The organism is Comamonas sp. 4034 (assembly GCF_050434545.1).
GTDB classification, from domain to species: Bacteria; Pseudomonadota; Gammaproteobacteria; order Burkholderiales; family Burkholderiaceae_C; genus Comamonas; species Comamonas odontotermitis.
This window is the reverse complement of record NZ_JBNDIT010000001.1, coordinates 255,314-281,187: the sequence shown is the minus strand read 5'-3', so window position 1 is coordinate 281,187 and position 25,874 is coordinate 255,314. Positions and strand designations below refer to the sequence as shown.

At 57.4% G+C, this 25,874-nt stretch carries 20 protein-coding genes; 4 read left to right on the top strand and 16 right to left on the bottom strand.

Annotated elements, in window-relative coordinates; genetic code table 11:
• Window positions 1-78 precede the first annotated feature (78 nt).
• Complete coding sequence (locus ABIE32_RS01245; RefSeq protein ID WP_429013068.1) at window positions 79-2,160, bottom strand: TonB-dependent siderophore receptor; 2,082 nt, start codon at window positions 2,158-2,160, stop codon at window positions 79-81.
• Between the two features lie 265 nt (window positions 2,161-2,425).
• Between ABIE32_RS01245 and ABIE32_RS01240 the strand changes: the two genes are divergently transcribed.
• Complete coding sequence (locus ABIE32_RS01240) at window positions 2,426-3,517, top strand: siderophore-interacting protein (protein WP_429013065.1); 1,092 nt, start codon at window positions 2,426-2,428, stop codon at window positions 3,515-3,517.
• Between the two features lie 156 nt (window positions 3,518-3,673).
• On the opposite strand, the gene ABIE32_RS01235 is transcribed toward ABIE32_RS01240, so the two are convergent.
• From ABIE32_RS01235 to ABIE32_RS01225, 3 genes are all read right to left on the bottom strand, one after another.
• Window positions 3,674-5,257 (bottom strand): Na+/H+ antiporter, encoded by a 1,584-nt coding sequence (locus ABIE32_RS01235; RefSeq protein WP_429013062.1) that lies wholly within the window; start codon window positions 5,255-5,257, stop codon window positions 3,674-3,676.
• 416 nt (window positions 5,258-5,673) lie between these two features.
• Window positions 5,674-5,817, bottom strand: a complete 144-nt coding sequence (locus ABIE32_RS01230) for a hypothetical protein (RefSeq protein ID WP_429013059.1) — start codon at window positions 5,815-5,817, stop codon at window positions 5,674-5,676.
• Window positions 5,814-6,827: a hypothetical protein gene (locus ABIE32_RS01225; protein WP_429013056.1), complete on the bottom strand. Its 1,014-nt coding sequence runs from the start codon at window positions 6,825-6,827 to the stop codon at window positions 5,814-5,816. The genes ABIE32_RS01230 and ABIE32_RS01225 overlap by 4 nt, the downstream gene beginning before the upstream one ends.
• A 120-nt stretch (window positions 6,828-6,947) precedes the next feature.
• Here ABIE32_RS01225 and ABIE32_RS01220 point away from each other — a divergent pair, with 120 nt between their 5' ends.
• The 3 genes from ABIE32_RS01220 to ABIE32_RS01210 all read left to right on the top strand — a co-directional run bounded on the left by ABIE32_RS01220 (window position 6,948) and on the right by ABIE32_RS01210 (window position 11,098).
• Complete coding sequence (locus tag ABIE32_RS01220) at window positions 6,948-7,352, top strand: hypothetical protein (protein ID WP_429013053.1); 405 nt, start codon at window positions 6,948-6,950, stop codon at window positions 7,350-7,352.
• Between the two features lie 181 nt (window positions 7,353-7,533).
• Complete coding sequence (locus tag ABIE32_RS01215) at window positions 7,534-9,297, top strand: ATP-dependent nuclease (protein WP_429013050.1); 1,764 nt, start codon at window positions 7,534-7,536, stop codon at window positions 9,295-9,297.
• Window positions 9,284-11,098, top strand: a complete 1,815-nt coding sequence (locus ABIE32_RS01210; protein WP_429013047.1) for an ATP-dependent helicase — start codon at window positions 9,284-9,286, stop codon at window positions 11,096-11,098. Before ABIE32_RS01215 ends, ABIE32_RS01210 begins: the two co-directional genes overlap by 14 nt.
• Window positions 11,099-11,279: 181 nt before the next feature.
• On the opposite strand, the gene ABIE32_RS01205 is transcribed toward ABIE32_RS01210, so the two are convergent.
• The 12 genes from ABIE32_RS01205 to gyrB form a co-directional block, all read right to left on the bottom strand.
• Window positions 11,280-11,654: a hypothetical protein gene (locus ABIE32_RS01205; protein ID WP_429013044.1), complete on the bottom strand. Its 375-nt coding sequence runs from the start codon at window positions 11,652-11,654 to the stop codon at window positions 11,280-11,282.
• 107 nt (window positions 11,655-11,761) lie between these two features.
• Window positions 11,762-13,585 (bottom strand): TniQ family protein, encoded by a 1,824-nt coding sequence (locus tag ABIE32_RS01200; RefSeq protein WP_429013041.1) that lies wholly within the window; start codon window positions 13,583-13,585, stop codon window positions 11,762-11,764.
• Entirely contained in the window at window positions 13,582-14,547 is a 966-nt protein-coding gene (locus ABIE32_RS01195) for a TniB family NTP-binding protein (protein ID WP_429013038.1), read from the bottom strand. Before ABIE32_RS01195 ends, ABIE32_RS01200 begins: the two co-directional genes overlap by 4 nt.
• On the bottom strand, window positions 14,544-16,613 hold the full coding sequence (locus ABIE32_RS01190) for a Mu transposase C-terminal domain-containing protein (RefSeq protein WP_429013035.1): 2,070 nt from the start codon (window positions 16,611-16,613) through the stop codon (window positions 14,544-14,546). Before ABIE32_RS01190 ends, ABIE32_RS01195 begins: the two co-directional genes overlap by 4 nt.
• The gene (locus tag ABIE32_RS01185; protein WP_429013032.1) at window positions 16,576-17,298 is read right to left on the bottom strand and encodes a TnsA endonuclease N-terminal domain-containing protein; all 723 of its coding nucleotides are present in this window, start codon (window positions 17,296-17,298) and stop codon (window positions 16,576-16,578) included. Before ABIE32_RS01185 ends, ABIE32_RS01190 begins: the two co-directional genes overlap by 38 nt.
• A gap of 241 nt (window positions 17,299-17,539) precedes the next feature.
• On the bottom strand, window positions 17,540-17,971 hold the full coding sequence (locus tag ABIE32_RS01180; RefSeq protein WP_429013029.1) for a helix-turn-helix domain-containing protein: 432 nt from the start codon (window positions 17,969-17,971) through the stop codon (window positions 17,540-17,542).
• A gap of 290 nt (window positions 17,972-18,261) precedes the next feature.
• The gene (locus ABIE32_RS01175) at window positions 18,262-18,441 is read right to left on the bottom strand and encodes a DUF6527 family protein (protein WP_312987494.1); all 180 of its coding nucleotides are present in this window, start codon (window positions 18,439-18,441) and stop codon (window positions 18,262-18,264) included.
• A 152-nt stretch (window positions 18,442-18,593) separates the two neighbouring features.
• The gene (locus tag ABIE32_RS01170; protein WP_429013026.1) at window positions 18,594-19,976 is read right to left on the bottom strand and encodes a ThiF family adenylyltransferase; all 1,383 of its coding nucleotides are present in this window, start codon (window positions 19,974-19,976) and stop codon (window positions 18,594-18,596) included.
• Window positions 19,976-21,118, bottom strand: a complete 1,143-nt coding sequence (locus ABIE32_RS01165) for a multiubiquitin domain-containing protein (RefSeq protein WP_429013023.1) — start codon at window positions 21,116-21,118, stop codon at window positions 19,976-19,978. Before ABIE32_RS01165 ends, ABIE32_RS01170 begins: the two co-directional genes overlap by 1 nt.
• A gap of 115 nt (window positions 21,119-21,233) precedes the next feature.
• The gene (locus tag ABIE32_RS01160) at window positions 21,234-21,785 is read right to left on the bottom strand and encodes a DNA-binding protein (protein WP_312987436.1); all 552 of its coding nucleotides are present in this window, start codon (window positions 21,783-21,785) and stop codon (window positions 21,234-21,236) included.
• A 9-nt stretch (window positions 21,786-21,794) separates the two neighbouring features.
• Window positions 21,795-22,892, bottom strand: a complete 1,098-nt coding sequence (locus ABIE32_RS01155) for a hypothetical protein (RefSeq protein ID WP_429013019.1) — start codon at window positions 22,890-22,892, stop codon at window positions 21,795-21,797.
• A gap of 325 nt (window positions 22,893-23,217) precedes the next feature.
• The gene (gene gyrB / locus ABIE32_RS01150) at window positions 23,218-25,797 is read right to left on the bottom strand and encodes a DNA topoisomerase (ATP-hydrolyzing) subunit B (protein WP_395027056.1); all 2,580 of its coding nucleotides are present in this window, start codon (window positions 25,795-25,797) and stop codon (window positions 23,218-23,220) included.
• Between the last annotated feature and the right edge of the window lie 77 nt (window positions 25,798-25,874).

Here is a 25,874-nt window from a genome sequence, read left to right as displayed (position 1 = left end):
CTTGCAGGAAGATCCATGGCTAGCTGGCCGAAGGCTGCACTCGCCAGGCGTTGGGCGCAGCCTTCGAGATAGCGATGCTTACTTCCACTTGTACTGCAATTGAAGATCGACCGTGCGTGCGCCGCCGTAGTAGCAATAGAAGTCACAGCCGCTGACATAAGTCTTGTCGGTGAGGTTGCGTGCATTGAATTGCAGCGCCCATTCGCGGCTGATGTCGTATCGCACCATCAGATCCAGCAGCGTATAGCCAGAGATGCGTGTGCCAGGGGTGTAGCGTTGGTCCTCGGTCGAGCCGTTGTAGCGCGCGCCGGCGGCCACGGTCAGCTTCTGGCTGTTGGCCAGAGCGAAGGCGTGGCTCACCCACAGGCTGGCCTGGTTGTCGGGGATCAGCGGCGTGCGCAGTGTCTGCGTGGCAGTCACATCCTGGCGGGAATTGTTGTGCGTATAGGCAGCTTTGATACGGGTATTGGTGCCCAGCTTGAAGTCGCCCTGCAATTCAATGCCCTTGTTGGTGCGCTTGCCGGTCTGCGATTGGATGTTGGAAGCGTCTGAGACCAGTGCGTTCTTTTCCTTGACGTCAAAGTAAGCCAGCGTGATGTTGCCGCCGTTGAGCCAGGCCGGTTCGAGCTTCACGCCCACTTCGCTTTGCTTTCCCTCATAGGGGCGGTAGGCGGTGCCATAGCCATCCACGCCAGCGATGGGCTTGAAGGATTCGGAGTAGCTGATGTAGGGCGAGACACCGAAATCGGTGATGTACATCGCGCCAGCATTGAGGGAGTTCTTGCTGACGTTGTAATCGGAATCGGCACCATTGGCCCGGCCGTTGTTCTTGGCCTTGTCATGGCGGATGCCTGCGTTGAAGTTCCAGTGGCTGCCCACGCGCATCTGGGTGGATGCATAAGCGCCCCATTGCTTGGAATGCAGCCCGTAGGGCGTGCCTGTCACGTTGAAGGGTGCACCATAGACAGGGTTGAACATGTCGAGATTGGGCGCGGCGCCAAAGCCATTGTTCAGGCCATCGGTGTCGGATTTGAGGTAATCGATGCCGAAGGAGGGCAGCAGTTGCACGCTGTCACCCAGGCGCAGACGGCCGCTGATGCGGTTGTCCAGATAATGCGATTTGGATTTGCCGTCGGTATAGGTGTAGCCGCGCAGAAGCTCACGGTCGCCGTTGGAGCCGTAGGCGAAAGTATTGGTCTGGTCGAGATCGAGGTTGGTGTACTTGTAGTTCTGCGTGAACTTCCAATCCTGGTTGATCTTGTGGCTCAGCATCCAGCCCAGGCTCGACTGGGTGCGTTTGAGCTGATCCACACCGGGCTCGCCGGCATTGAAGCGGCGGTCGATGCGTCCATACGGCGTGTCGATGATGGTGCCGTACGCAGGCAGGAAGCCGTTGGTCGGGCGTCCATCTTCGCGCTGGATGCTGCCCAGAAGCGTCAGAGAAGTGCGCGGGCTGAACTCCATCGTGACGCTGGGCGCCAGATAGTAGCTCTTCATGTTGGTCTCGCGCTGCATGCCGTCTTCCTTGCGGGCTTGCGCTACAAGGCGGTAGTACACCGAGCCATCACTGTTGGCGATGTTGTTGTAGTCAACGCTCAAGCCCAGGCGGTTGTTGTTGCCTACCTCGGTGTTGAGTTCAAGCGCGCGCTGCTTTTGAGGGCGTTTGGTCACCAGGTTGACGACGCCACCAGTCTCGGAGGCACCAAATACCAGAGCGCTAGGCCCCTTGAGCACTTCGACCGATTCGACCCCGAATACCTCAGGCTTCCAGACAAAGTAGCCATTGGGCGAGGTGGGGGTTCCATCGAGCGAAACCGAAGCATCAAACCCGCGGATCTTGAACCACTCCACCTTGTTGTCTGCGCCAAAAGGCTCGCTCAGCACACCAGCCTGGTATTGCAGAGCCTGGTCGAGCTTGCGTGCACCCAGCGCGTCGATCTCGTCCTTGCGGATCACAGCGCTGGAATTGGGCGCATAGAAATCGAGGCTTTGCAGCTCGTCGACGGTACCTACAACGGTGACGGTCGAGAGCGTCTTGTCAGCGGCGGTGGTGTCGTCGGTGGATGGGGCGGTTTGGGCCATCAGCGGCATGGCCAAGCCTGCAGCACCCATGGCGATCAATGCGGCTCGTACAGCAGGGGTGTATTGCGCGTAGAACATAGAATTCAAAAAGTTAAAAAAAGAAGCGGGCACTCACGCCGCTGTCCTGGAGCGAATTCTACGATTCAACTGATAATTATTCTCAAGTGCATTATCATTTGTGGTAAATATGTAGCATTCACCGACGGTTGTTTTGAGCGGCGGCAATACTTGCAGCCGTGACTTCTGGGTTCTGTAGTCTCAGTTCTTGGTTGAACCGCGCCAATGGCAGCTATTGCAGGCGTTACCAGCGTCGAGTGCAATGCATGCAAATACCGCTCTTTCCATGGATACGACAGCATTTACCAGTTCTTCCCTTCAAGGAAGCATCACCATACCGCGCGCGGCGGCCTTCGTTCAATGGCTTACCAGCCTGTGGCGCGACAAGGGCGTCGGGATCAGCGAGCCTGAACCTGATGTGGTTCTTCTGACACTGGAAGAGGTGGGTGCGCTGCAATTGCGGGTACTGGCCAGCCGCAAATTGGAGTGCCAGATAGACCCCACGACAGCCCCCATGGGCGGATTGCTTCAGCTGTCACTGACGGAATACCTGGGTGAGTATGCCGATGAGATCGGACTGCCAGATGGCAGCTGGAACATCGCCTGGGAAGGACAGGCGCCACGCAGCCCGACACAATTGCACATTCTGCAGGTGGTCAGCAACCGGGCATTGAGCCCGCAGATGCGCCGTCTGCGTCTGCAGTGCAGCGATATCCAGCCTTTTGTGGAAGCTGGCATCCATATCCGCATGTTGCTGCCAACCACTGGCGCAGAGCCGGCCTGGCCTGCTTTGCAGGAGGATGGCCGTCTGCTCTGGCCACCCGGCAAACCGCGCATGGCGCGCCGTACCTACACCATTCGCGCGGTCGATGTTCCGGGCTCGTGGATCGATGTCGATGTGCTGTTGCACGCGGATGCCGATGGCCCGTCACCGGGCTCCTTATGGGCCGAGCATGCCGTGCCCGGCAGTACGGTGGGTGCTCTCAGCCCGGCCCGTGGCCTGCCTGCGCGAGCGGGTCACCATGTGTTTGTGGCCGACGCTTGTGCCTTGCCTGCTGCCGCACGCATGGTGGAAATGCTGCCGCCAGACCAAACCGTTGCCCTGTTGCTGTGGGTGGCCCATGCGCAGGAGCGCGTCACTTTTGATGTACTGCCTTCACGCGTGCAGGCGCAGTGGATCTGCGGCGGTGAGCCCGGCGCCTCAGCCCCCGAAATAGCGCAGGTGCTGCAATGGCTTGGCAGCCAGTCATGGCATGGCGCTGACACTGCCTTGTGGATAGCAGGCGGTTTGCCATTGACCCAGGCTGCGCGAACCTGGACCGCTACCCAACCGCAATTGGTAGGGGTGCAGAAGATGGTGCATACCTATTGGCGCTGAAAGAGGCTTCCGGGGAGATGGCCCATGGGCCGGTACTTGGCCTGCGCTGCCGCATTGCGTTGGAGATCATCTATAACGCTTTTTGTAGCAGTCGTTGATGTCTCTCATACGCATACAGCCCATGGAATGCGCCCAAAAATCGAGGGGGAAGCGGCCTTAAGCTCGAATGGCGATGGCAGTCAGCTCTTCCAGATCGAGGTTCTTCTGAAGCTCGACCAACGTATGCTCGTCAATGTCTCCCACTTTGTGCAGGCGGATCAACTCCGCATGGGCGGCGGCGATTGCTTCCAGCACCACGTCGAAATGGGCGTGGACCGTGGGCATCAACACGGATTCCTTACCCGCGTAATTGGTGTACACGGATGCCTTCTTTCTGTACTGCTCCAGCATCTGAGGATGGATCAACTTGCCTTCCCCATCGTAGGCCCTGCTTTGTACGACCTGCAGTTGAACCTGCATCAGCGCCGCCTCCGCTTCGCTCATGGACAGGCGTGGTTTATCGGATTCGGGTGGCACCAACCCCGTCCAACGGATCAGCAAACCGAGAGTGGTTCCCTGAACCAGGACGGTGCACAGGATCACGGCGAATGCGCTCACCAAAATGAAATCGCGCCCAGGAAAGTCCTCGGGTAGGCTGAGCGCCAGTGCCAAGGTGACGACGCCCCGCACGCCTGCCCATCCCAGAACCAGTGCGCCTCGCGTGCCCAAAGGGGTGTAGCGCTTCATGCCCAGCAGCCGGCAAAGCGAGATGGCGCCATCGGATAGAAAAATCCAGGCAAATCGTGCAAGCAGCAAGGCCAGCAGAATCGACAGAACCGGTACTGCCATTTGTTCCAGAGCCATTCCAAAACCGCCAATGCGCTCCACCACACCTCGCAGCGAGAGGCCAATCAGCATGAATACCGCTGTTTCCATCAGGAAAACGGTGACCGTCCAGAAGGCGATGCCGCGCACGCGTCCTGCAGCAGTGAACACCTTGTACTGGTTGGTGCCACAAATCATGCCCGCGATGACGGTAGCGATGACACCGGAGACATGGAGCCGCTCGGCCAGAATGTACGCTGCCCAGGAAACCAACAGTGCGGATGTGATGACGAGGTACTCGTCCTGCAGACGGCGTCCGATCAATACCCAGGCAACCCCCACGGCAGCGCCTATCGCCGCCCCGCCCAAGGCGAGTACTGCAAAGCTTCCCAGGGCTTGCGTGGTGCTGAATGCGCCGGTAATGGCAGCCGCAACCGCAAAACGAAAGAGTACGAGCCCCGTGGCATCGTTGAGCAGGCTCTCTCCTTCCAGCAGCATCAGTACCCGGCGTGGCAGCTTGACCTGCTGCAGCACCGCACGGGCGGAGACCGCATCGGGTGGCGAAACAATCGCGCCCAATGCAGCGCATGCCGCCCAAGGCAACGAAGGAAACAGCCAGTGCGTGACGACAGCAACCACCAAGGTGGTAAAGAGCACCGCACCCACGGCCAATGAAGTAATGCCGATGATGTGTTTGCGCAGGTAGCGCACCGAGATTCCCCAGGCTCCGTCGATCAGCAGCGGGGGTAAAAAGATGACGAGGATGAGTTCGGGGTCGGGAGAAAACGCGGGAAGCCCGGGCAGGAAGGCCATCAAGCATCCCCCGGCCAGCAGCGGGACAGCAGGGGGAAGGCCCAAACGGTTGGCAAGGTAGTGCAAACCGATGATCACCGGCAGGATGGCGATCATGAGCTCGAAAAGCTGCAATGTGTTCATGGCAAAGGCTGAGGGCAGAAAAATGCAGGCCGCCAGAGCACCGTATCGCGTGACTCAGGGTGAGCAGTGGCGAAGCAAACGTTCCCAGTATGCACGATGGAAAGGAGTGAATATTATTTACTCATGAAAAATGAATGATGATCAATTAAATTGATCATTCGGGTGGCGGTACATTCTTGCAACGGAAAACGCCCGGCATTGCCGGGCGTTTTTGGGGTCAGTACCTTGCAGGTTCTGAGCATATCTGCAGGCTCAGCGAGCGCCTGCAAAATTGTCAGGTGTCATCGAAAGTGAAAAACACTCCCATTGATATCAAAGGATTTTTTCAACTCTGATGGCAGTGTTGCACAAGGACGATGACACGCATCATGAAAAATTTCAGAGATCTCGCCAAAGAAAGTGAAATTTCTCCGGCCTCAGAAACGATGCGTTGCAAGCATGATCATGCCAACGATGGCGGCGGCAACTCCGATGAAACGACGTATGCGTCTAGCGGTTATTCCTTCCCATCGAACAGCGCCGTTACCCTTTGCAAAGTCAGCTTCTACAAAAATCTTCATCTGGAAGCTCCTTGCAACAGGGCATTGAAATGAGCGAACGTTGATTGGTAGTCCTCCCCGGACGCGATGGCTGACCATTCGTGAGCAGCCTTTGATACAGGTGAGTTAGGAATGACATAGTCATCCGGGTACCAGGTCACCCGGCTATTTCTGCGCAGGATTGTTGCGGGAATGACTTGGCCATTGGTGAGCAGACCATATTCGTTTTGAGTGAGCGTCCTGCCCGTGACGTGGATGCCCAAGCGTTGGGCAAAGTGAATCACAAGCTTGATATGCTCCCTGCAGCGCCAATAGGACCAACGGCCTTCTTCCCAAACATGAAATGTTTCCAGTACTTCGCCGCCAGGCAAGTCATTGGTTCGGATAAGCACTGGGAGGAAATGTGGGAGCTTTTCATCGCTCAAATCATCGTCTGTGATGCTGAGATCGGCCTTAGCTGTTTTGCAGATCGCGAGCTCGACGCGCGTCGAGTTCTTTTTAGCAAAATTGAGCTGATCGGCAGCATGTGCACTTGCTTTGTACCAGCTACCTGTTTCGGGTCGAAAGACGTGATCACTCTTGCCTGCTAACCAGTCATATTCCACATGAAATCGTTCTGCAACTTTTCTCAAGATGGTGGATGAGAGCTTGAGCTGGATGGCCTCAGCAGAGGAAAAATCAGCCAGCGAAAAGCCGATGTCAGTCAGAGCTTCCACTGCAGCTGGTGTGGAAAGCTCGTGTTCCTTAAGCAAGATGCTGAATCGCTCGGAGACGCTTCTCAGGGAAGAAACAGCGCCATCTTTTCCTTGCGTCGACATCGCCACACCATCCAGAATGGCACCAGCAACCCCTGCGATCGACCCCCCTAGATATGCCGCTTGAGCCTCCAGGAACGCACGAGTCTCGGGACGAACAACGACCGGAAAGCGTCCCGGGTTTTCAGACATGGGGGCTTTGAGGGAAGCGTCAGTCGCCGCTCCAGAGAGGCGATACAAGATTTCTTGAAGCGTAGGGACAATGCGGTTTGCCATATTGATTCAATTTGATTCAATGATTCCTTTTGAGTGAATGGTAGATGGCTCAGTGTTGGAAGTCAATGCCAGTGTGGCTGATTTGCTAACTTTTTTGGCGTACGTGAGAGTACGCGCTCAATGACACAACAATTGCTAGAAAAGCTTGAGATTGGCAGTGGGGCGCCTATGGTCCCCGACATGCACTTGTTCGGGATCATCGCAGGCGAAGTCGACAACCCAAAAACATGGTTGCGGTATTCCTACAAGAGCCAAGGTGACCCATCCAAAATAACGCCCTGTACAGCGCTGAGGCGCAGATGGGCATCTACGTTCCAGTTGAGGGCAGATAGGCAGCTGGTCTTAAAGCAACTGCACTATCCGTTTTCTCAAAACGCCTTGACCGATTTTGTTAATGAAATATTGGAAGGCGACTTCTGGTTGGACTTCAGAGAGTCATTTTTTGGAGATGGCGTACGGGTGTTTTTTATCCAGAGACGCATGATCGTTGATAGCGCAAGTTGGCGATCAAAAATTAGGGTGTAGCAGCGGTGCTCTGACCGCCTGTTGCGAGTTCATTTCCTCGATGTCTAGTTCTTGTTGGTAGTCGTTCAAGCGAAAGTGGAGTGATCCGCCCCTTGTCTGCCACGGTGTGGTAAAAACGAGATGATACGTTTTGTAAACGAACTCTGCATGGGGAGTGCGAATGAGAATTGCCAGGGTCAGATTGATCAATTTCGCCAACTTCTCGGATATTGATGTCGAGACAGGTGACAGCATTGTCATCGTGGGGGAAAACAAGGTTGGCAAAAGCAATCTTATTCGCGCCCTACAGTTGATCCTTGACCCGGGCTTGTCTGAACGCGATCGCCAACTCGGACTGGAGCACTTCTGGGACGGACTGGGAGAGGATAAAGTTGGTGAGACTATCGAGATATCGGTGGATCTGACGGACTTCACAGACGATCCTCGCTTGATGGCACACCTCAACGACTGCGTGATCCATCCAGGTCCACCCATGGTGGCCCGGCTCACTTATCGGTTTCAGCCGAAGACGGGACTGGGTCGTAATCCAGAATCTCTAAAGGACTATGAATACATAGTCTTTGGGGGTAACGATCCCGACATGCGCATTGGCGGAGGACTTCGCCGCATGCTGCCCATGGATGTGCAGGGAGCGCTACGTGACGCGGAAAAGGACCTTGCGAGCTGGCGCAGCTCGCCACTGCGACCGCTTATCGAAGATCTCGCTACCTCATTGGACGACGAGGCCCGTGAGGAAATTCAGAATCAGGTGGATGAAGCACAACGCGAGCTGGCCGGCCATAAGGAAGTTCTGGCGACGGCAAATCGCATCAGCGATCGATTAATCGCTATCGCAGGCGGGCAGCATGCGGTTCCGGTTTCGCTGGGACTTGCACCTACCAGAGTGGATGCGTTGCTGCGCAGTCTGCGCTTGCTGATCGACAATGGAGTCAGGGGTGTCGGCGATGCCAGCCTGGGCACTGCAAACCTGATCTTTCTGGCTCTCAAGAGCCTTGAGCTTGATCGGCTCGTCACAGATGGGGAGCGTGACCACACCTTCTTCGTTGTCGAAGAGCCGGAAGCGCACCTACACCCACATGTGCAGCGGCTTGTCTATCGATATTTCCTTGGTACGGGAGCTAAGAATGATGAGCAAGCCCCTCCGCTGACGACAATTCTTACCACCCATTCGCCGCATATCGCAAGCGTTGCACCAATCAGATCTATCATCCTGCTACGCCACGACGCGAAAGTGGGCAAGACTGTCGCGGTCTCGACTGCCAAAGCGCCATTCGAACCTGCGGATGAAGCGGATCTGCAGCGCTATATCGACGTCACCCGAGGGGAGATATTTTTTTCTCGCGGCGTGATTTTGGTGGAAGGCGATGCGGAGCGCTTTCTCATTCCCGCATTTGCTGAAGCTCTGGGTATCCCCCTCGATGTGCTTGGAATTACAGTGTGCTCGGTGAGCGGTACGAATTTCACCCCATACGTGAAGCTTCTGGGCTCTGGAGGCCTGGATATCCCCCATGTCATTCTGACGGACCGAGATCCAATCACCAGCAAGCAACCCTTGGTCCGCAGGCGGCTTATCAGTGTGCTGGATGTACTCGAGGACGGCATCGATCACGAGCGCATGAATGCCGATGAAGTGATTGAGCGTGCCAAAGAGTACGGCTACTTCGTCAATGACAACACTCTGGAGACAGAGCTATTCGCCGGCGGTCTAGCCGAAGCGATGCAAGGAGTAATCGAGGAGGAGTTGCCGCTGAAACCAATGACTAAAGCTGCTCTGCAAAAGTGGGTCGACGATGTGGACCAAGTCGATGAAGCCCACTTACTGCGGTTGATCGAACGGATTGGTAAAGGGCGCTTCGCTCAGGCTCTTGCTGGGTCCGTGTCAAAGGACGATTGCCCTGCTTACATTCGTTCCGCGCTTGAGCACATACGCAATGCCGTCGCGTAACGTCAGTACAGCCTATCTGGCACAGGCCGCCGAACTGGTTGGGAACCCCGGCCAGTTGGCCGCATACAACTCCCAAGGGCACTGCGTTGTGCTTGCAGGCCCGGGAAGTGGCAAGACAAAAACGCTCGTGCTGAAGCTCGCCCGCATTTTGGCCGAAGATGTCGAAGCACCGCGAGGGGCTGCATGCATCACGTATAGTCAGGAATGCGCTCGCGAGTTGACGCGGCGGGTTGAAGCCTTGGGACTACGAGATGCCCCCAATCTATTTATCGGTACCGTCCACGGGTTCTGCTTACGCCATCTTCTGTTGCCGTATGGACGATTAGCGGGATTGCCCCTCACGTTCCCATTGTCCGTGGCTACGCAACGTGTCAGCGATCGGCTATTGAAGCAGACGGGTGAGGAACTCTTTGGCGAGAATCATCCCTACAGGGCCATTGACTTGGGGCGGCATCGTCGCTCAGTGCTTGACCGCAATAGCGTCGCATGGCGTAGCGAAGAAGAGCTCGCAGCGTGGACTGAGGCATATGAGGGCGCTCTGCGTGATGAGGACCTCATTGACTACGATGACATGGTGATATTTGGTCAGCGGTTGATTTCTGAGCATGATTGGGTTCTCCCTCTGGTTCAGGCTAAGTTTCCGGTACTCGCGGTGGATGAGTATCAGGATCTCGGCGTAGCGCTGCATCGAATTGTCAAACGCCTGGCGTTCGATGGAGGCGTCAGGCTTTTTGCGGTTGGTGATGCAGATCAGTCCATCTACGGATTCACGGGGGCTGATGGCTCGTTGCTTATGGAGCTGGCAGGACGCAGGGATGTTGAACGTGTCCAACTCCAAATGAACTATCGCTCAGGCGTCGGGATCGTAGCGGCTTCGGAGATGGCGCTTGGAGAAGCCCGGGGCTATCAAGCGAGTGATCCAGCGCGTGAAGCGACCATTGAGTTCGTCCTGCGTGCAGGTGGTATGGCTGATCAGGTTGCATACGCCGTCGAGCAGATCATTCCCGCTGCTCTAGCTGCAAAGCCCGGACGCACGCTAGGCGATATCGCTGTTCTGTACAAAGACTACCGTGCAGGAAATATCGTGGCTGACGCTGTGGCAGCTGGTGGTTACGACTACATTCGCGTAGATACGGCAGCTCCGTACCGCAAGGTTGCCTTGACAAGCTGGGTGGAGGATTGCGCTGCATGGTGTGCGGGTGGCTGGCGTGTCGGTTGTCCGCAGCTGCGCGGACTTATCGACCGCTATCTCGCATTTCATAGGGCGAGCCTGGATGATGTGCAGGCTCGGCGTGAAGGGCATGCACTGACAGCGTTGCTATGGGAGCTCCGCACTGACCAGCAACCTGCGCGAGATTTTGTGGCCTCGCTGCGCAGCGGGATCGTGGATCGTCTGTTGGTTGCTGAGCCGGCACTCTCCGACCAGAAGGAGCAATTGGATCGCATGACGGCAGCGCTCAGTGAGAATGGTGCTCTTGCCGCGGTTGAAATTGCAGGCTTGGGTGGCCGGGACGGCTCACCCGATCATCTGAATCTACTGACGCTTCATTCCGCCAAGGGGTGTGAATATGATGTGGTCATCATGGTCGGCCTAGATTTGGGAAACCTGCCGTGGCGTAATGAAACTCCGGAGAAGCTGCGCGAAAGTCGCCGACTTTTTTATGTCGGCCTTACACGTGCTCGCGATGAGGTCCACATGCTGTATTCTGGCTTCGTCGAAGGGCGCTATGGCCCGATGCGTCTGGGACGCTCGCCATTTCTTAATGAGCTAGAAGATCGAATGGACGCCGCGGGCATATGAATGGCCGCCCAGTTCTATAGCTACGCGGTAGCGTCGGGGCAGTTGCAAGACCAAGAAGAACTTTCAATGCATTGGGTGTTGATTTCCACACAGAAGTGACCCACTGGGGGTGCGGACGAAAACTTGGACTACCAGGAGGTAGTTCTAGGTCGCAATGACCTGCTGAAAATCAGCGCCACGCTCATCGGTCGGGAGCATCCTGCTTTTTTAGCAAATGGGCAGGAATCGCAAACTCCGCATCCAACTCGGCTTGTGTCGGCTGTTTCCTTGATGGCCTATCCACAGGCGTGAAGAATGCAGGCCGCACGAAGCGGCGGTGCTGCTCAATGTCCTTGTGCGTGACTTCAGTAGATGCGTCGGTTATGGCGGACTCCTCCTTCACTGCGGATTTCGGGTGGAGGCTTGTTGCAAGCTGGGGGGCGTCGGTTGTGGTTTGCCTGTCCTCCCGAGCCGATGCGGTCGCTGCGATGCCTTCCTGAACGCCCTGGTTCATCAGCTTATTCAAGCGGCCATTGAGCATCATCTTGCGGAAAGCGGCGGTAGTTGGGTTCACCATCACAAACCTCCTGGTCCAAGCGTCCGATTGTCCACAGACCGACAAAGCCCCTACTTTGAAGAGAAGCGCTGAGAGCCACCGAACGGCACTATTCAATTCTGTCCCATTCAGTCCTCTACTGCATCCGGGAGATTCAACCCTGCAAGATCTTCCCGCCGGAAAAAATACTGCCGGCCGCCATCAACACGCGGCCCTGTCACAGGCTTGGCTGGTAGCTTGGCAAGCAGAGCTGTTGCCGTGGTGCCTTCAGCCTTGGCGAGCGTGCTGAGCGAAACATAGTCGCGTTGAAAGGCTTGCAGGCTGTCATGCCGGATACGTTTGAGCATCGAGCGGCCTCCGGATACAAGATCGGCTACCAGCAGGTGCTTGCCGATGAGCTCGTACACCACCTGCTCCTTGACGCCGATAAGCTTGGCCGCCTGGGTCGGCGTTATCCATGGGATCGTGCGGCGGCGGTAATCTTCGAGCCACGAGCGGGTGCGGTTGCCGTCAAGCACCATTGCCGAAATGACCGTGCTCTCGGTCATTCTCAGCGGCACCTCGCCACACCAAAGTGCGTCGAATAGAGCGCGCAGTTCCTGAGGAGCCAGCTGCCAGAACTGCAGCACCTCCCCCAGCGTCACGGTGGACTCGAACGCTTCACTCCTGCTGAGCGTTTGAAGGCGCGCGATGAAGTCTTGCAGCGCTGCTTTGTGGAAGTGCCAATGCGATCTCCGGCTCCAGTCGGGTCGGCAATCAGCCTGCAGGATGCCCAGCGCAACGAACTGGCGCAAGCGAGAGCGCTTCAAACCGAGTAAATGCGCCGTGCTCTTGAGATCCCGGTAAGCCGAGCGATCAGGCAGAAGCGCAGCAACTTTGGAGACGTCTACGGTAATCGTTTCGCGCCTCTTGCCAGAGGGTGACCTGAATCGGATTCCCGGCAGGTAGTCGTTGTGCACTAGGCGTTTGAGAAGGCTGCGGCCCATACCCGCTTCGCGGGCGAGTTTGGCGAGCCCTTTGCGAGGATGGTTTTGCAAGGTTTCTGGCCTGAATGCTCGGTGCCGCCCGCAGAGCTCTCCGCGCCAGTGCTCGAGCAGGAAAGTTTCAAATCCGTCGCGCAGGAACTGAAATGCAGGCTCGGACAGCAGTTCATAGATCACCGTGTACAAGGGCGTGAATACACGTCGGACGCCTCCATCCCAAGGCGCGGCATCGACGAACTTTTGAAGGCAGCGCCAATATGCATCTGGCCAATCCTGTAGCAATGCCAACGTGCCTTGCACAAGGCCTCTTGCAACGTCCAGATCTTCCAAGACGGCGATTTTTCCAGGGCGCTGCAGTGTCGGACCTTGAACCAGCCGGCCTGCATAGCGGAGCAATGTGGACCACTCGGCTGTGTTCATCCTTAGGGCAAGGTCTCCCACCACCAAATCGCCAGTTCCGTCAAGGGACGCACCGATGGCGCGCATGAGCACCAGTTCAGCGTGGCTTACCTTATGTGCCGAGGCCCGGTATCGCAGGCCGCAACCGCATGCGCCGATGAGCGCGGTGCTCCAGCGCACGGGTTCATGGCATCGACGGCAGTTTTGCACTAGGGTGATGCCATGCACGGGGCACGCCGTGACCACCTTCAGGCGCCATAGCGGCCGAATCCACGGTGATTCGGCAATGCAGCTTGGGCAGATGCGCATGCGGCGATGCGTGAAGCTGGTGCTGGTAAGGCCCAAGGACTGGACTGGGATAGTAATTTTCGGAATCGCGGGAGATCCAAAATCCACCAGCGATTGACCACCCAATAGGCAGGAAAGCCCTTCAACGTGGTCATCTCCGTACTGGCGAATCAAGCGGGTCAGATCGGAGGTGCTGCAGCCATTGGCATGGGCCAGCCGCTCCATATAGCTGTCCAAGGGCTCGCCAGGAATCGGAGCAGGACGAAGGGGTAGCGCTTTCAATGCTTGCTCCTTCTCGGTGGCTGGGTGCCTACATCTCCCATCTGGAATGGTTCGCCTTGGCGATCAAGGTTTCGCCACTGAAAACCTTGGTCAAAAGGGTTTAACGGCCCGATGCCTGCCGGCCAGATGGAGGCCGTAAAAGCATGCGCCAGTTCGGTGGTTGTGATGCAGTTGCTGCCGCTGTCTATCGCGCAACCATAGGCATGGACCAGTAGCTGCTTGACATAGGCGATGCGCCCTTGCGTGGCGAAATGCAGCCGCAGCCCCAACTCGCCCCAGCCTTGAGGGCTGGGATTCAGCGGAAGCGGCACCGCCTCTGCCAACGAGGCGAGCAAGGCAATGCTGTCGGCTTCGTCGGGCAGCTGGTTGCCTGGCTCAGTGGACAGCGAAACACAGTGAGAAAACCGTCGCCGCAATTGCTCGTTGACTTGGAGCAGGCGTTGGGTACGCGGTAAGCCAAGCAAGGTTACCGGCAGAGAAAGCGCATCGATAAATGCCTTGAGCCAATCGCCCACAAAGTACTGGCTTTGCGACCTGCCGCGGTCCTGGATGTGCTGGGCCTCGTCGAAGACCAGCATTTCCACGGCGCAGCCTTTGGCCAGCTTGACGGCCCGGGCCGTCTTGATTGAGATCGTTCCTCTATCAGGTTCTAGGTCGCCCAGTTGCGTCAGTATGGCTTCAACCGTGCCGGCAATGGTGGCTGCCGCAGGGACACTGGCATATAGCACTGGAACTATATCGCGCTCAATCAAAGCATGCCTTGGATAGCGTTCGGTGAACATTCGGGCCAGAGTGGTTTTACCAGTGCCGCTTTCGCCCAGCACCAGAAGATTCTGGGCGATTCCGGTTTTCCGATACAGGCGCAAATTAGCATCCATGCGCTCAAAAGCCGTTTGAAATGCCGGAAACATCAAGCAAGTACTTTGTAGCTGCTTGACGGTGCCGTAGAACGCCTCTGTCATGGACGGCCTCCGTTGTTTTTCAGATCGTTGACAGACCGAAGCAAGGGATACCTCCGAGGGGTGAAGTCCCCTCGCAGTTGCGTTGTGTGCGATGCCGAGAAGAGGGCAGACTGCTGAGCCGATGTAGACGTCGCCATGGGGAGAGGTGACGGGGACCGTGGCGGCTGCAATGCGCCAGGAGCAGTCGGTGGCTTGGCCTGCCGGCTGCTGTCCCCCTGGAGCTTGGCTGCCCGCTTGCGGTCACCGAGTTTGCGACTGGTGATTTGCTCGCGCATCATGTCGATGAGGGCCAGCCGCGCCTCCTGCCTGGCCTGGAAGTTGGTTTGTGCCGCGCCGCGTTCTTGCACCATCTTGCGGATGAGCTGGTTCTGCAATTGGGTGAGGCCATGGGCGTATTCCCAGTCCAGTGCCTTGACTGTGATCGGGTCGGTCTGGTCCGGCCCCCAGACATGGATCTCGCCCAAATCATCGGGATCAAACACGATGCGCACTTCGACTCCAGGACCATGGGAGCGCAACAGTGGGAGCAATTCCGGGCCGCTGTACCGGATACCCTCAAGGAGGATGCCTTCCCTGCTTAGTTTGCGCTGGCTGACCTGTCCAATGCGCTGTGCCAGTGTGTGGCGGCTGCGGGGCAAGGTCGGCTCATAGTTCTGCAAGCCCTGGTGCCAGCGCGCCCATGGGGTCTCCTGGGTGGTGCGATGCACGGTTTGGGCGTAGTCGTCGAGCAGCCATTTTTCAAACATCTGCGTGAAGTCACCCAGCGTGAGCACCGCATGCTTGAGCGGGTCATAGTCCCCTCGGTGGTGCCATCGAGAAAAACTGGTGCCAGGCAAGGTATGCAGGAATCGGCGCGAGATGCTCCCCAAAAAACGCTCCACAGATCCTTTAAACCAAGGCTGGTATTTGGGACAGAACAGCACTGCCATCCCCAGATCCATGCCGATGCTCTGGAGGGCGTGGGCATGGAACTCCAGACCGTTATCTACGACGAGAACCTGCGGTAGCCCATGGCATGTCCAGGCATGGGTAGGTGCAAGCGCTGCGTTTGCTGAAGTGCCGTCATGATGCGTTGATGCCGGCTTGGGAAGAATGGCATGCCGCAGCGCGCCAACCACGGCCGCAATGGATGGTGCCTGGTAGCTCACGTAGTAGCCCAGGGGCATCTTGCTGTAGTGGTCAATGCATATCGTCAGCGTTGGACGTCCCAGCGGTAGTTGGGTGCGCTCATCGATCAGAAAGAGGTCCAGGACTGTGTGATCGCACTCGACCCGTTCCAGAATGCGCTTGGAGATGACGAGGCCCTTCAGTATGCGAAATTTGCGCTCGGCCTCCGCTGTGCCATTGCGCAAGCTGAAAGCCTCGTAGGCCTCGACACGCTGCAACAGCCGGTACAGCGTGCGTAGGGAGGGCATGACCAGAAGCGTTGACCCGTTGTGGCGGGAAATGTTCTCCTGATCCACCTTGCCCTGCAGGATAGATTGGATCACCGTCATGGTCGTGTGGCGCGAGAGCTTGTAGGCTTCGGTGACGGCTTCCTCTGCCAGTGCCAGGAGGCGGTCGGACTGACGCGGCTGGCGGCTTCCGCGGCGATCATGGCGGGGGATCAACGCCCGGAAGTCGTTGTCGCGCTGGTAACTCCTGATCCAGCGCCAGAAGGTGGGCGCCGAGGGCGGCTGGGGATCGCCTATTTTCCTGGCAATCTCCTGCAATCGCGGCGTGAGGTACGCCTTGGTGAAGAGGGGCGGTCCGTCGGCCAGTATCCCCTGCACATAGGCTTGGCGGCGCCGCAGCTCATGCTGCACCTTGGGCGTGAGGTCGCTCAACGGCCGTGTGTACACATTGCCGGCAATGGTGGGCTCGGAGGTGTTGGATGCCGCGGTGCTCAGCGCAGACAGGCTTCCATCGGCATACGCCGCCAGCAATTCAGTGCGCGTCGATGAAACGAGTTGTCCCGAGTCCAGGCGCTCCAGCCAGATGTCGCCATTGGGATGAAGGCGCTCGATGCGGTGCTGCACACCTTGCCATTCAAAAACCGTGTGCTTGCGAAAGGCAAAACCATTCATGGCTTTTCTCCTCAATCAGGTGAAGTTCCGTGGCGGGGCCGAATGGGATGCTCAGGTCGCACCACAGGTAACCCATGAGCAGCAGATTGGCCGGCCGCAGGCGCATGTCGGCAAGGGCTTGCTGGGCCTCTAGGTACGCCATGGGGAAGCAGTGCCCACGCTTGCGAAGTGCGACGATGACCGCCGTTGAGGTCGGCATCAGGTAGTCGGTCTGTTGCAGGATCTGCCTCAGATTGGTGAGGCGTGGTTCTTGTCGGATGACGGCGCTATCGAGCACCACAAAGGGCTGACCGGTGCGTTCGAGGTGCGCAGCAATGCAAGAGAGCTTGTGCTGCACCTCGGGGTTCTGCAGGCTGCGCACCGGCTTGATTTCGACAAGGAGGGCTTTTCCGGTATCGAGCACCACCTCGAAATCCGGGGTGTAGCGCCGCAAACGAGGGCCGTCCGGGTACTGCAGCGTCAAGGGCTGCTCACGGTACTGAACAACCCGGTGATGGGCCTCAAAGAGCGTGATGGCATCGCGCTCAAGTAGGCCCTCGTGGTGCACAAGGCGGCCGTTCTTTCTGCTGGGAACAAAGCCGCGCAGGATGCCGCCCGTGGGCCGTACGACTTCACGCGCGCGCTGATGGACCTGGCCAGCCGCGTTGCGGCCCTGCCAATGGCCGCGCCAAAAATGCGTGGGCATGGGTGCTCCCTTCCGCCCGGTGTTGTTGTGCCCAGGCTGGAAACATGTCAACGAGTCCCGCGTTTTTAGGCAAAAAAATGCCCTCACCGGGTCATGAACCGGTGTCGCACGGGGATGGAGATTGGGGGATGCCTTGACGCTGGGAGGGCAGCTGGGGATACTTGGGGTGTGAATCGAGGTATCGAAAGGTGCTTCACCCAGCGGGACGGTCCGAAAGGCTGTCCCGTTTTTTATTGCGCGCTCACATGGTGGCCTCCTGTTTGATATGGGGGCGATGGCGGGCGTCGCATGCATCTGCAGTGTGGGTGGCCGCTTGCCCCTCTATGGGAAGGCTGAGCACGTCACGAATGACGCGTATCTGCGTGGGCGATAGCTTGTGCAGCCGCTCCCGCAATTCCTTGAGCAGCCAGTAGGCATCTTCCGAGATGTTGCTGTCCACGACCATCTTGCGCCGAGATGCATCGGCGGCCTCATGAAGGTGCTGGCGTTCTGCTTCGCTCAGCGACAAGGCGCGGACCAGCCTGTCGATGAATTCCGGCGTTGGAGGCCCCTTGAGACCCACCTCTACAGCGGAGATATAGGTCTTGTCGTAGCCCATTTTTTCGGCAAGCGCGTTCTGCCTCAGATCGTGTCTTTGGCGCAATTCATGCAGCAGACGAGAGAAGGGGCTCACGATGACTCGGACAGGTCGCTTGAATGTTCGTGAGCGTAATCTAGTAGCGAGGAAAAGTCAAAAAACCAAATAAAAACAAATGCTTAGTGATATATATCTATCACACTGAGTTGAGCCGATCCTGCGAGTTGCTTCCTAGCAAGCTCGGCTATTGATGCATGTCAGCAGGGTGATACCTTTAAGCTTTGCCGGTTAGGTTTGGCGGGCGTTGCATTCCAGTTCGGAATTCAGCCTTCCGCAGACGGTATCGCCTAAACGCTAAGATGAAAATACCTTCAGGAGCACATGGCTCACACCCAGACAACCTTTCCTGAGCGGATAAAGTAATGTGACCGGCAACCGTCACGCAGCCAGACCGAGGGGTGCAACGTGGGACGCTTTAGCTTGTCTACCTGTAAGTTCCAACGCGGAGAAGCCTCCTGCAGGAGCGGCAGTTCGACTCGCTGGCCACAGCCGCAGGGGCACATCATCACCACGGACCAAGGTTCGCCGTCCTCGGTAAGGAGTACTAAGTCACGGGGGGGCGGGCTACTTGCTAACCCATCCCCTGCAATCACCAAAAGGCTGCGGTACGGCCATGCCCATTCCTTGAACTCTAGCCACCGACGTTGCCACCATCTCATCATATTTCCTCCTGGCCGAGGATCGGCAGGCCGAGCAGCGGCTCTGCGCTGCCGGTGGCGAGAGGGAGTGCATGCTTATGGTTGAATTCGCTCTCTGAGGTGAATTCCTCAAACGCTTCGGCCAACATGAACTTTGACCGCGCGTAGTTTGCGTTAGGCTCGTGGCGATATGGGTAAGCTCGTGCGATGAATTCCAGAACGCCCGCGCTAGCGGCACGCATGTTGAGTGCAATTACGGCGGGTGCCTGGTTAGGCAGACCTTCGATGTAGCCGACTTTTACGCGCTCAGCATAGGCAATCGGGTCTTCTTCAGCCAGGGCTTCAGCCTGCAAAGACTCGGGCGTGTACACACCGCGATCACGTAGGCTGCTGCCGCCGGGATACACGTAGTCAACGCGGCCGGTCACTTCTGCGATTGCCAGGCCACGTGTGGTGTTGCGGGTGGGGATGCCCACGCCTACGTCGATCAACGGCAGCAGGAAGGCTGCAGCAGCGCGGTCGGCGATCATTCGGGCCCGGTGGGTGTCGACACAGCTAAAGATGACGTCAGCTTGGGCCAGCGCCATCACCCCTTCGCGGCTCATCATGTTGATGGCCATGCCTTCAAAGTACGGTTTAGCGCGATAGCAGTTGGCATGTTCTGCGAATGCTTCTACTTTCAGGCGGCCAGCCTCTGCGTCTGCGAAGGTGGTGTTAAGGATGCGGTTAAGGTTCTTGTGTTCGACATGGTCGAAATCAATGCCGATGACGCGGCCAAAGCCCAGGCGGCAAAGCTGTTCGGCTGTTGGCGACCCCGTGCCGGAAATGCCAATGACCGCTGCTGTCAGTCGTGATACCTCGCAAGTCATGTCGGGTGTGAAGGCCATGGGGCGTTTAATGCCACTGGTCAGGTCGTCACGCCACCAGAAATGCAAGTCATCACCTGCTACCGAGATTAGGTCGATAGGAGTGTGCACGCCGTGTCGGTTGTAAATTCGGCCAAAGATGGCTCCGGTGGGGATCATTACGGCAGAACCGTGCCAGGCATCGAAGGCGGCGAAGATGCTGGGCATGACTTCATGGTCGCTCTGATCATCGGTATAGGAGAACGCTGGGAAGCCATTGGGGTGGGAGTGAATTAGCACGATGCCAAGGCTTTCAGCCTCGGCTGCGTCGATGGCTTGCTCGATGTAAGAGCCCGGCCAGGTCAGAGAGCAATCCGTGCGTCTGAGGCATGCGTCGTGCGGCACAGTGATCACCTCGCGTACTAGCATACGCATGCGGGAGCCGGGCACTCGTGAACACACTAGTACAGCCGCGGCCTCCTTTCCGTCGCCAGGAAAAAGATGAGTGTGCAACTGTGCATGCGCAGCTGCGGTCAGACTCAGGGTGGTGCGCGGCATCATTCTCCCAGCTCCTTGCTCAGGCAAGTCTCGATCAGCGCCATGTGCGTGCGCACGTTGTCGCTGTTTTCATCCCACTTGCTGGCTGCATTACGATGGCGGGACCAGCCTTGGAATACGTTGCCGTCTACCGTTGCGGTGACTTGCGTGCTCGGGATAGCACGGCCGCTGACCAGACAGACATGGGGCCAGAAGTAAAACATATCGATCTGGGCCGCAGGGTAGTCCTTCGGGATGTTCAGTGCCAGTTGTACGGTTTGTGGCGCATATCCGGCAGGGAGGAGGTAGTCATGGATGACTAGCCATTGAGCTTGGCCGTCCACTACTACGGCCTCCCAGCGCAGGCCCATGCCATCCAGGAACTGCTCGTCAACCTTCAGCACCTTGAATTGCCGGCGCTGGGTCTGATGCTGACCATCTCCATTGTCTACATTACGCTGCATGAGGCGGATCTTCTCGATGCCCGGCTTGCGCAGGTCAACGATATAGTCCAGCGATACCTCCTGTTTGGGCTGATTCTTGACGATTAGGTAAATGTGCCAAGCCTTCTTCGGGTCGAACCCGGCGCGAGTCATGGCTTCGGATACTTTGACCTCGGGAACGTCGTATTCCAGCGTCTCGCCCTGCACCTGGAGCTTCCAAGTTTTTGTCTTAGTGACCTTGATGAACTGCTCCACACCGGCTTGCGTCAGGTCGACCAGCTCCTTGAGCGAGACCGGGACACCGGCGCCGCGGCGCAGGATATCCAGATCTGCATCTGCGTTTCCACCTGCCAACTCGCGCAGCATTGCGCCCGAAATCTTCGCGTAAGGCCATTCGTAGGGCATGCCATCGATGGTGAAGCGGAAGGTTCGGTCGCCTGTTGCCAGCACGAACTTGGTGCCCAAGGTGAGGTCGGCCGATTCGTCGAGGCTGATACTTTCAAGGCCGCCGGCCTTCAGCACCTGAAGCACGATCTGGTCGGCATCAGCTGGGCGGCTTGCGGCGGCAAGGATGTCCCTGCCCTTGGGGTTGAAAGATGCTGCGTGGGCTGCTTCCACCACGCAGAGTTCGTCGCGGATCACATGGATGTCGTGTGTCTGGGGGAGGGCCTCGACAAAGCCAACAGGGATAGCGGCGGGTGAGTGATTGTTCGAGTTCATGGTAATTCGCTTTCTGCTTCAATGAAGCTGTTTAACATTGCCCGCAGCACAGCGCTTTGGGCTGAAGCGGATATTACCTCATTTTTTCTGATTAAAGCAAGCTGTTTAATCAGATTCAGCGAATTGCTTGATACTTGTACTCATACCCGCCGGACGCAGCACCCTCTTCAACTCTGAGGAGATAGCCCTGGGTCACTAGCGCCTTCAACCGGGTGCTGGCGTTAGGCACGGAAATACCTAGGTCAGCGGCTACTTGAGCCGTGAAGGTATTCCCTTTTCGTAGTACGTATTCAACAAGCGTTCGAGTCGCGGGACTTAGATCGGGGCCGATGATCTCGAAGTTGTCACTGGTCCATATGACGAGGGGTTGCTCTTTTGCTTTAGCGCCGTAGCTCCAATTGTCTATGAGATCTCGGTTTTGCAGGTCGGTGAGATAGAAGCCGCGTTCGCCCCGCAGCTGCTTGGCTAGCGCAACAACGCTGTCGCGAGCAAAGGATGCGTCCGTTGAGGTGATGCCATCGAACGAGATTCCGATGACGCGTACGCCGTGCTTCCCCTCTACGAAATCCGATAGCTTTCGGAAGGCATCTTTGCCTTCGCTATTCCCAAACGGCCTATCGCTGTTCGTGAAATCACGAAGCTTCACGACGATGGAGTTCTGGTTCATATAACTAATTTAACGAGCAATTGTACTTCCGTCAAGCTTGAAATCGAAGCTGATATGCGTTCCATTGATGCGCACTAAGTTGGTGCGCGAGGTGTAGCGCGTACCTTCAGGACGGTGATCAATGCGAAGTTCAAAGTCTTCTTGCCTTACAAAAATTCGGGCACTGTACTTCCCCGCGAGGTCGCCTGAGCTCTTCAAGCCTGTGCCCCTATCATCGTCTTCTACTTGACTGATCTGGCCTGTAGAGAACACTTCTTTAAGTAGCGCTATACCTGCATGCTCTTTTGATTTATCAATGCGGGAGGCGATCTTGGGGTAGCGACTCTGTAGGATGGGTTGCAATGTACCAACAATGCCCAGACCGTTGTCAGAGATGACAACCTGTATACGAGTCCTATTTTTGTAGGCTTGCAAGCCCGCAAAGCCAGCGAGGCTAGAGCGAGAATGATCCAAGACGTTCTTGAATGGTTCCCCAATGACGGTTAGAGCCAGCGTCGAGTAGCTTTCATCGACACAGCGCACGAAGCTGCGCTCTAAGAGTCGAGGAATTTCGTTATCGGGGTTTGCTGGATCAATGACGCGGAGCTCGATTACACCATCGTTGTTACCCATGTAGAGTGCGCCACGTCGATCGCGCGGACGATGGGGCAGGATCGCAATGTTAGATGCGAGAACCTCGAAAAAATCCATGCGGTCGAGGTAACTTAGCGTGCTTCGGCATGCTGTGAAATCGAGCGATACCTTTTTGCCTGCTGCGTCAAGCTGATTGCTCAGTGCCAGGAGCCTGGCCAAGGCATCCAGTAGCATCCGACACTCCTTTTTGAACACGAAGATCACGCGTTTGCAGGCGTCGTGCCATGGGGTGCAGTGTCTGGATAGTATGTCCTCAAATTCCCTGGTGGAAAGCCATGAGTCTTCAGGGAATTCAATGCGGAGCTCTTCGTGCCCGATCACAGACCAGCCGAAGTCATCGCCCTGAGAAAATTTGTCGCTGTGCTTGTAGAGCACTTGATTGACCGCGGATTTGTCCTTTCCCAAAAAGGCTGCCACGTCTCTGGCTTTGGTTCCAGGATGCTTGCCGAGAAATGTCAGAAGTTGTGACAGCATTTTCTGATGATAAGCGTGTTCTTGGACGTCGCTCTCGAAGCAACAACCTGCTCAGTGCGAGAGAATGAGGGTCGAGCTCGTGCGAGTTCAATCCATCATCAACTGGCTGGCTAAGCTGACAGAGCCAAGCCGCAGCTCTATGTAAAGGGGCTAATAGTTGCAGTGGCTGCCCTGTGCCGATAACAGACAGCTGAACCACGTCTAGCGGTGGCCGGGATAGTGACGCATAGTCGCAAACGCGCAGATGAAAAAAGAGCCTGGATCATCTGAACTCTTTTTTCACCAACTTGGCACAGTTTTCACTTTCCCTGTCACCCGACAAAAATCAAACATCGATATTCCCCGCCCGCAGCGCATTGGTCTCGATGAAATCGCGGCGGGGTTCCACCTCGTCACCCATCAGCATGGTGAACACGCGGTCGGCTTCGATGACGTCGTTGACTTTCACCTGCAGCAGGCTGCGCACATCGGGGTCCATGGTGGTTTCCCAGAGCTGTTCGGGGTTCATTTCGCCCAGGCCTTTGTAGCGCTGGCGGGCCGTGGTGCGTTCGGCTTCGCTGATGAGCCATTGCATGGCCTGGCGGAAGTCGCTCACCTTTTCCATCTTGGCCTTTTCGCCTTCGCCACGGGTGACCTTGGCACCCTCTGCGAGCAGGCCGTGGAAGTTCTGCGCCTCGGCAGCCAGCGCGGCATAGTCGTGGCCTTCCACGAATTCCTGCGTGATGATGGAGCTCTTGATGTTGCCGTGGTGGTGGCGGCTGATGCGCAGGATGGGTTTTTCGGTGTGCGGATCGAGTTCACCGCTCACTTCGGCGGGCACGCCCGTGGTCGTCAGCTCGCGCAGCTTGGCTTCCAGCACAGGGGCGCAGTCCATGGCGTCTTGCAGGGTGTCGAGCTTGATCTGCACGCCATCGGCAATGGCGCGCAGCGCTTCGGCGTCCAGGTAGGAAGAGAGGCGTTCGATCACGGTTTCTGCGGCCAGGTGCATGTTGGCCAGTTTGGCCAGCTCTTCGCCTTCGATGGTGCGGGGGGCGTCGCCACCGGTGGTGACATTGGCGCCTTGCAGTGCCACACGCAGCAGGAACTGGTTCAGCGCAGGGCCGTCCTTCAGGTACAGCTCTTCCTTGCCGTTCTTCACCTTGTACAACGGTGGCTGGGCAATGTAGATGTGGCCGGCCTCCACCAGATCGGGCATTTGGCGGTAGAAGAAGGTGAGCAGCAGGGTGCGGATGTGCGCGCCGTCCACGTCTGCATCGGTCATGATGATGATGCGGTGGTAGCGCAGCTTGGCCAGGTTGTAGTCGTCGCTGTTGCTTTTGCCTGAGTCTTCGCTGGCCTTGCCGATACCGGTGCCCAGTGCGGTGATCAGCGTGACGATTTCGTTGCTGGACAGCAGTTTTTCGTAGCGGGCTTTTTCCACGTTCAGGATCTTGCCGCGCAGTGGCAGGATGGCCTGGAACTTGCGGTCACGCCCTTGCTTGGCCGAACCGCCTGCGGAGTCACCCTCGACGATGTAGATTTCAGACAGCGCAGGGTCTTTTTCCTGGCAGTCGGCCAGTTTGCCGGGCAGGCCCATGCCGTCCAGCACGCCTTTGCGGCGCGTCATTTCGCGCGCCTTGCGGGCGGCTTCACGGGCGCGGGCCGCGTCGATGATTTTGCCGCACAGGATCTTGGCGTCGTTGGGCTTTTCTTCCAGGTATTCGGCCAACGTCTTTGCGACGATGTCTTCCACCGGCGCACGCACTTCACTGGAGACGAGCTTGTCCTTGGTCTGGCTGCTGAACTTGGGCTCTGGCACCTTGACCGACAGCACGGCACACAGGCCTTCGCGCATGTCGTCGCCCGTCACTTCCACCTTGGCCTTCTTGGCCAGTTCGTTCTGCTCGATGTATTTGCCGATGACGCGGGTCATTGCGGCGCGCAGCCCGGTCAGGTGGGTGCCGCCGTCGCGCTGCGGGATGTTGTTGGTAAAGCAGAGAACGGATTCGTTGTAGCCGTCGTTCCACTGCATGGCCACTTCCACACCGATTTCGGTGCCGGGAATGCCGCCATAGGATTCCGCCGGACGCGAGCCGGTGGCGTAGAAGGGCGTGGGGTGCAGCACCTTCTTGTTGGCGTTGATGAAGTTGACGAAACCTTGTACGCCGCCGGCGCCGGAGAAGTCGTCTTCCTTGCCGTCGCGTTCATCCTTGAGGCGAATGCGCACGCCGTTGTTCAGGAAGGAGAGTTCACGCAGGCGCTTGGCCAAGATTTCGTAGCGGAACTCGAAGTTTTCCTTGAAGATTTCCTGGTCGGGCAGAAAGTGCACTTCGGTGCCGCGTTTTTCGGTGGTGCCGACGATGCGCATGGGCGAGACTTCGACGCCATCGACGATTTCGATCAGGCGGTTCTGCACATGGCCGCGCGAGAAGTCGATCTGGTGGACCTGGCCTTCGCGGCGCACGATGAGCTTGAGCTTGATGGACAGTGCGTTGACGCACGACACACCCACGCCGTGCAGGCCGCCCGAGACTTTGTAGCTGTTCTGGTTGAATTTGCCGCCCGCGTGCAGCTCGGTCAGGGCGATTTCGGCAGCCGAGCGCTTGGGCTCATGCTTGTCGTCCATCTTCACGCCGGTAGGGATGCCGCGGCCGTTGTCCACCACCGACAGCGATCCGTCGGCATGGATGGTGACGAGGATGTCGTCGCAGTAACCAGCCAACGCTTCGTCGATGGAGTTGTCCACCACCTCGAACACCAGATGGTGCAGGCCGGTGCCGTCGGAGGTATCGCCGATGTACATGCCGGGGCGTTTGCGCACCGCCTCCAGGCCTTCCAGAATCTGGATGGCGCCTTCGCCGTAGCCGCCTGCATCAGGGGTGCTTGGCGTGCTGGGAGATTGTTCCGGCTGGTTTTCTGCGGTCATGAAGCTGCCTTGGTACTGCAAAAACAGGAGCTAGAGGCGCCTGTTTTGTCTTGAATTCAAATATTTATCTATCGCAA